Below are 6,443 nucleotides of genomic sequence, written 5' to 3' on the forward strand. Positions count from 1 at the left end.
TGCAGTGGAGCCTGACGAAAGGGAAGACAATGCATGGTAGGAGTCCGTCGAGAACGAGTATGTTGTTATGTGGCGGAGAAGTTAGTTCCGTAGGTCAGCGGGGTGGAGATATCGCGCTTCCGCACGGGCGAGCTCGTCGTATCTCAGCAGATCGAAGACCTCGTCGAGCGTTGCGATATCTGGCTCGATGCCGGCAATGCCTTCCTCAGCGATGATGCGCCCGCAGACGTGCCGCATTGCCGCTATTGCAGCTCGCATGGAGTGGTTGGCCCAGATCACTGTGGAGATGCCGGCATCACGATATGTAGAGACCGGTGTTCGATAGTACTTCGTTGGAACGATTACGACAGGCAGGCAGTTCTGCCAGGAATTCGCGAACGAGAGGATCTCGTCCGCGGTGCTCTTGCGCGAGTGAATGAGGATCGCGTCGGCTCCCGCGGCCGCGTAAGCGCTAGCGCGTAAAATTGCTTCGTCCATTCCATGGCCGGCGATCAGCGCTTCGATCCGTGCCACGAGGACCAAGTCGTCCGCGACTGTATCTTTCACTGCCCGCAGCCGGCCGGAGAATTCCTCGATATCGGCGAGGGGATGCCGATCGCCAACAAATGAATTCATCTTCGGAAAACAGCTGTCCTCTAGCGCAACCCCGGCTGCGCCACGCTGACGGAGTTTGCGTGCCAGGAGGCGCGCATTATTGAAATTCCCGAAACCGCCATCGCCGTCAACGAGCACAGGCAGCTCGGTCGAGTCCACTATGCGCTCAACCACGTCGACGATTTGGCTCCATGACGCTTCGTTGGCATCGCGATAGCCAAGAGAGCAGGCAATTGACAGGCCAGACGCCCACAGACCTTTAAAGCCTGCGCGCTTGGCGATCGCGCCGGAGAGCGCATCATGAGCTTCCATGACGAAGGTGAGGTCGCGGTTGGAGCAGATCTCAGTGCGCAGCATTTCTGCAAGTGAGGAGTCAGCCCATCGGTCAGGACCCTTGGCGAGAAAAGATTGTGATTGATCTTGCATGCCACTCCTTGCAGGTGCGTTCGACCGGCCGGACATTCAGGGCCTGCTTGACCCAGTTCTTGTATCGAGGCAAACCGCTCAGGCAATCCCGCAGCTCAACCGATAGGTGACACGCTTCTGTCATCTCGTGCAATTGCTAGCGTTGGTAGTTGACCGGATCGCAAATAGTTGAAAGTCCGCTATAAGATGCCGCGGCAGTCGGGGCTAAGGCTTACAATCACAAGATGTTCAATCTCAGCGGAAATTCAGAACGCACGCGTTCGATAGTCGGAAAACCTCATCAACTCAGCACTCCTTGCTCTGCGCGGGCTCGAGTGCGATCCAATGCCTCGACTTGCTCCTGGCGATGCAAACCATCGTCCAGGGAAGGCGAACAAGACGCGTCCTGGCCGCGCTTTCTTGATTTATATCAACTCATGTCGTAGCTGCTGCAATCGGCGGCGTCGCATTTCCAACGTATGTCGCAATTGCTTCGATGGCCGAACGCAAAGCAGCAGTCGCCAGTTCTCTCAGTCGTTTGTCTTCACGCCTGATTCTCGCGAGCGCCGCAACTGGTATGAGGCTTGCTGTTCTCCTCCGAGGTGCCGGGAACTTATGGAGTGCCGCATGCACGATATCGTCTGCATCAAGCAGCTTTTCGACTTCGCGCAGGTGCGCGTGCGCCCGTCGCCAACAACGCCATGCACCAGCGGGAGGCCGACCATTGTCAACCCCCACGATCTGTTCGCGCTGCGCGCAGTGCCGGAGCTAACAGAGGAGTTCGGCGGCGAGCTCACGTCCTCACTTTGGCGCTCCAGATGCCGCCGAATCTAAGGACCTTCGGCGCCGACCGCATCCTGCGGTCACTCATCGCGTCTTCGCCAGAGGCGGTACACTAGCTGCCAGCAATCCGCACCATCCGGAAAAGGTGCTCACCGGGTTTCGAAAGAGATCATGCCTAAACAACAGACTGAAGCCTTGCGCTCCAATCGTGGACACCAACTACGGAGACTGAAACATGAATGTCAAATTCTCACAATGCCTCGTGGAGAACCTGATCTATAACAGCCATCTCACCGATCTCGATCGTCCCGTTATCGTGGTGCGCGCGGCCAATGCCCTCGCCGCAGCTGCTGTTGCTCGTGAAGGCCGGCCTCCGCGTGTGGTTAGGAGCCGAAGCCAGAGCGCGATGTGTCGACCACCCTCGATGGCTGCGTCGAATGCGGCGACTACCGCGTGGTCGGCGAACCTCCGGCCGACATAAGATGGAGCCATCCGCTGACAGTTATGGGTCCTGTTCGCGTGTAGGTGCCTGTTGCACGTCCGCTGCTGATCGGCGTACCCGCGGTTTCGGTTGACGCTGTCTCTTCTCAGCGCCTGATGCGACAGGTCAACGAATTCGAAAATGGCGTTTGCCGCAGCGCGCGAATGTTCAGGCTGCATGAAGTCCCGGAGCAAGGGTTCGCTGGGCGGAAATAAACTACAGTCCGCCTAAACACGCTCAATCGAACGGCGCAATACCGCGTCTTGGCGGGGCCCTTGTGAGGCGCCACATGGACTTATTCAGCTTCATCGAATGCGCGCAGCGAACGCGCTCCACTAAATCGCTGTTCGATCTTCTTGTGAGCTGTGCGAGCGATGAGGGCTTCAGTGAAGTCGCTTATGGAGCACTCACCTTCGCGGAGCCGCCTCGTCTACCGGAGTATCTGCCACCCGCAGTGACCGTGAACTTCCCGGCTGACTGGTGCGACCGTTATTTTGAACGCAACTACCAGGTCATCGACCCGGTGGTCCGGCGGACACCAATGCTTCCGGGGCCGTTTCTGTGGGACGAACTCGCCAAACAATATGAACTGCAATCCGGCGAGCAGCGCGTGTTAGACGAGGCTAGAGAGGCGGGTCTGAAGCATGGTATGAGCGTGCCATTGTTTGGACCATTGGGCCGAGTATCTGTGGTATCCTTTGCATCACCTTTCGACGACGCCGAACCGCAGTATCGCATGAGTCACCTCAGCACACTGGCCTGGCACTTTCACGTCGCGTTTGGGGAGATCGAGCGGCCTTCGGATAGCAGCTGCAACGGGAAAGTTAGCCTGTCTGAGCGCGAAAAAGACTGCCTGCGCTGGGTGGCAGAGGGAAAATCGTCTTGGGAAATTGGGAAGATACTGAAGGTCAGCGAGAATACAGTCAATTTCCATCTTAAGAACGTGATGCGCAAGCTGGGTACGACGGGCCGCACCCAGGCCATCGTGAAGGCAATTCGCCACAATCTCATTTGAATTCTCGGCGGCAGCAACGCTGGCATTTGAATGCGAGGCCGTGGACTCATTTGCGCGCAGCCATAGCCTGATTGATCCAAGTTGGACGAACGCGAGGTAGTTGGCGGCAAGCCTGTCGTAGCGCGTCGCTCCTCGACGACATTGCTTAATTCGATTAAAGAACCATTCGACCCGGTTGCGGGCACGGTAGATAAGGACTGAAGCAAATGGGATCACTGCGGTTACTCGTTCGCGCCAAGGGCCGACAGCGTGCACGGATGCCGATACCGCCAGACGTTGGCGCGGCCATTGTTGCATATCTGCGCAATGGCCGCCCAAAGTCGTCGTGCCGACGGTTGTTCGTCCGCACACTCGCGCCACACATCGGCTTTGCTTCCGGATGTGCGATCACCATGATCGCCAAGGCTGCCCTCGATCGCGTTGGAATCGAAGGTTGCGCACACCGCGGCGCCCATATCTTCCGACACAGTCTCGCTACCGAGCTTCTCCGATCTGGCGCGACCTTGTCGGAGATCGGACAGTTGCTGCGGCACGAGAACCACGACACCACCCGGATTTACGCGAAGGTCGATCTCGATGCGCTGAGAACATTGAGCCTGCCCTGGCCGGGAGGCGCGCAATGACCAATCTGCGCTCTGCACTCGATAAGTACCTGAGCATGCGCAAGGGACTTGGATACAAGTACGAGCACCAGACCCGTCGGCTCGCCGACTTCGTCGCCTTCACGGAGAAGCGCAAAGCAAAGATCATCACGACGAAGCTGGCAATGGAATGGGCAACGCTGCCGCCCGATCGTCATGCATCCTGGGCGCTGCGATTGAGCGACGTGCGCGGGTTCGCGCGCCATGTCGCCAACTTCGATCCGAGAACGGGGGTGCCGCCCGTCGGCATGCTGCCCGGATGGAAGCGCGCCAAGCCCGATGTCTACAGCGACGCGGAGATCAATGCGTTGCTGACGGCAGCGCTGGCTCTGCCGCAAGCGGACGGGCTGCGCCGATGGACCTACCATACCTTGTTCGGGCTGATCGCGGTGACGGGCATGCGTATATCCGAGGCGATGGGCCTGAAGCGTGATGACGTCGACCTCGGCGCCGGCGTGCTGACGGTCCGGCTGACCAAGTTCGGCAAGTCGCGGCTCGTGCCATTGCATCCGACGACGAGAACCGTTCTGCGCGACTACGCCCACCGGCGCGATGCGCTGCTCGGATCACGCTGCGGCTCGACCTTCTTCGTTGCCGAACAGGGAGGCCGCTTGCTGCACCAGTACGTTCATCGCGTCTTCTGGCGACTGTCCAGAGAGATCGGGTTGCGGCGCCCAGGTGATCGTACCGGGCCACGCGTGCACGACTTCCGTCATCGCTTCGCCATCCGGACGCTGCTCGACTGGTATCGCGAGGGCAAGGACGTCGAACAACAACTCCCAGTGCTCTCCACTTACCTCGGCCACGCTTGCGTGCGCGATACTTACTGGTATCTCTCGGCCTGCCCCGAGTTGATGGAAGAAGCGGCGCGGCGTCTCGATCGGCGGTGGGAGGTGACGCCATGAAGCCCGCCTGCAATGTTGCCACGTTGATCGAGCGCTTCTTCACCGAGTGCCTCATGCGCCAGCGCAATGTTAGCGGCAACACGATCGCCTCCTATAGGGACACGTTCCGGCTGCTGTTCATGTTCGCACAGGTGCGGCTGCGGAAGTCCCCATCGGCCCTGACGCTCGCCCAGCTGGATGCAACGTTCATCGGCGCGTTCCTCACCGATCTCGAGGTAAAGCGCGGCGCCAGCGCGAAGACGCGTAACCTGCGTCTAACCGCCATCCGATCCTTCTTCAGGTTTGTGTCCTTCGAGGAACCGGCACACAGTGCGCTGATCCAGCGCGTGCTCGCCATACCGAGCAAGCGCCACGACAAGCGACAGGTGCACTTCCTGACGCGCCCCGAGATCGAGGCGGTTCTCGCCGCGCCCGATCGAACGACGTGGCTTGGCCGCCGCGATCACACCTTGCTGCTGGTCGCGGCCCAGACGGGCTTACGCCTCTCAGAGCTGACTGGCCTTGACCGGGATGCCGTCCACCTCGGGGCTGGCGCACACGTACGATGCGTCGGTAAAGGGCGGAAGGAGCGGACCACTCCGCTGACCACACTTGCTCGGTGTGCGCTCCAGGCATGGCTCAAGGAACCGTTGCGGAAAGGAGCAACAGCGTTGTTCCCCAACGTGCACGGGGGGGCCGGCTCAGTGCCGACAGCGTCCAGTCGCTGCTGGGAAAGCATGTTCGTGTCGCTCACAAGAGTTGCCCGTCTTTGAAGGCCAAGAGCGTGTCACCGCACGTGCTGAGGCACAGCGCTGCGATGGAACTGCTGCAAGCCGGCGTCGACTGCTCCGTGATCGCGCTGTGGCTCGGTCATGAATCGGTCGAGACGACGCAGACGTACCTGGACGCCCATCTCGCCCTCAAGGAAGCTGCCCTGGCGAAGCTCAAGCCGTACGAGCGCGGCAAGCGAACCCGCTTCCAGCCGAACGACCGCCTGCTCGCCTTGCGCTCTGAACGACCAAACTATGCCGAATGGAATGGGGCTGCCGTGCACGCGATCAACGATCGCCACCGTGACAACGACGCGCCATACTGGACCCGTTCGGCATAGTTTGGCGGGCGGCATAAACCTGCAAGATGAACGACGTTGATCCGCAAGCCTGGCTCGCTGACGTACTGGCCAGGCTTCCAGATCACGCGGTCAACAGAGTCGCCGACCTGCTCCCGTGGAATTGGAAGGCGACCCAACAGTCCAAAGCGGCTGCTGCCTGAGCGCCGCGGCAGACCGGTGCGCCTGCCCGGGGTGCTGGCCGGATGCGTACTATATCTCGCGGGACGTCCACAGATGAGTACACGCCCTAACTTACCTGAGTGTGTGGCGTCCGCTCGCAGGAGTCTCCATGGGCATGATGATCTAATCTCCTTAAGAATAGCAGCGAGTTGGATGCGGCAGCGGTACAGCCACTGGGCGGCGGCGATCAAGGTGAGACTTCGCATTGCGTCGTCAGAAATGCTCCTGAATCCTGAGCTGTTGCCTCGCGTAGATTGCTCCCCAATGGCAACGGAGCGCAGGGGCAACGATGGGGCGATTGAGCATGGCGACGCGCAAGGAACTGAAGTCTGCTTTGACGCGGCGCTAC

5 protein-coding genes and 3 pseudogenes are annotated in these 6,443 nt (G+C 60.0%); 6 read left to right on the top strand and 2 right to left on the bottom strand.

What is annotated here, in order from left to right; genetic code table 11:
- Window positions 1-81: 81 nt before the first annotated feature.
- On the bottom strand, window positions 82-951 hold the full coding sequence (gene aepX / locus AC5ZG5_RS42470; RefSeq protein ID WP_456646494.1) for a phosphoenolpyruvate mutase: 870 nt from the start codon (window positions 949-951) through the stop codon (window positions 82-84).
- A 675-nt stretch (window positions 952-1,626) separates the two neighbouring features.
- Between aepX and AC5ZG5_RS42475 the strand changes: the two genes are divergently transcribed.
- Both AC5ZG5_RS42475 and AC5ZG5_RS42480 read left to right on the top strand, forming a co-directional pair.
- Window positions 1,627-1,833, top strand: coding sequence for an adenine nucleotide alpha hydrolase family protein (locus tag AC5ZG5_RS42475; RefSeq protein ID WP_456646463.1), 207 nt, complete (start codon window positions 1,627-1,629; stop codon window positions 1,831-1,833).
- 719 nt (window positions 1,834-2,552) lie between these two features.
- Window positions 2,553-3,278 carry an autoinducer binding domain-containing protein gene (locus AC5ZG5_RS42480; RefSeq protein WP_456646462.1) on the top strand — a complete coding sequence of 242 codons (726 nt, stop codon included), beginning with the start codon at window positions 2,553-2,555 and terminating at the stop codon, window positions 3,276-3,278.
- A gap of 54 nt (window positions 3,279-3,332) precedes the next feature.
- Here AC5ZG5_RS42480 and AC5ZG5_RS42485 read toward each other — a convergent pair.
- Window positions 3,333-3,473: pseudogene (locus AC5ZG5_RS42485) on the bottom strand (IS5/IS1182 family transposase); the annotation flags it as partial.
- Window positions 3,474-3,535: 62 nt separating this feature from the next.
- Here AC5ZG5_RS42485 and AC5ZG5_RS42490 point away from each other — a divergent pair.
- From AC5ZG5_RS42490 to AC5ZG5_RS42505, 4 genes and pseudogenes are all read left to right on the top strand, one after another.
- Entirely contained in the window at window positions 3,536-3,901 is a 366-nt protein-coding gene (locus AC5ZG5_RS42490) for a tyrosine-type recombinase/integrase (RefSeq protein WP_456671289.1), read from the top strand.
- On the top strand, window positions 3,898-4,824 hold the full coding sequence (locus AC5ZG5_RS42495; RefSeq protein WP_456646460.1) for a tyrosine-type recombinase/integrase: 927 nt from the start codon (window positions 3,898-3,900) through the stop codon (window positions 4,822-4,824). Before AC5ZG5_RS42490 ends, AC5ZG5_RS42495 begins: the two co-directional genes overlap by 4 nt.
- 53 nt (window positions 4,825-4,877) lie before the next feature.
- Window positions 4,878-5,914, top strand: a pseudogene (locus AC5ZG5_RS42500) (tyrosine-type recombinase/integrase).
- A gap of 17 nt (window positions 5,915-5,931) precedes the next feature.
- A pseudogene (locus AC5ZG5_RS42505) lies at window positions 5,932-6,075 on the top strand (transposase domain-containing protein); the annotation flags it as partial.
- Window positions 6,076-6,443: the final 368 nt, after the last annotated feature.

This window comes from Bradyrhizobium sp. Ses1 (assembly GCF_059512365.1).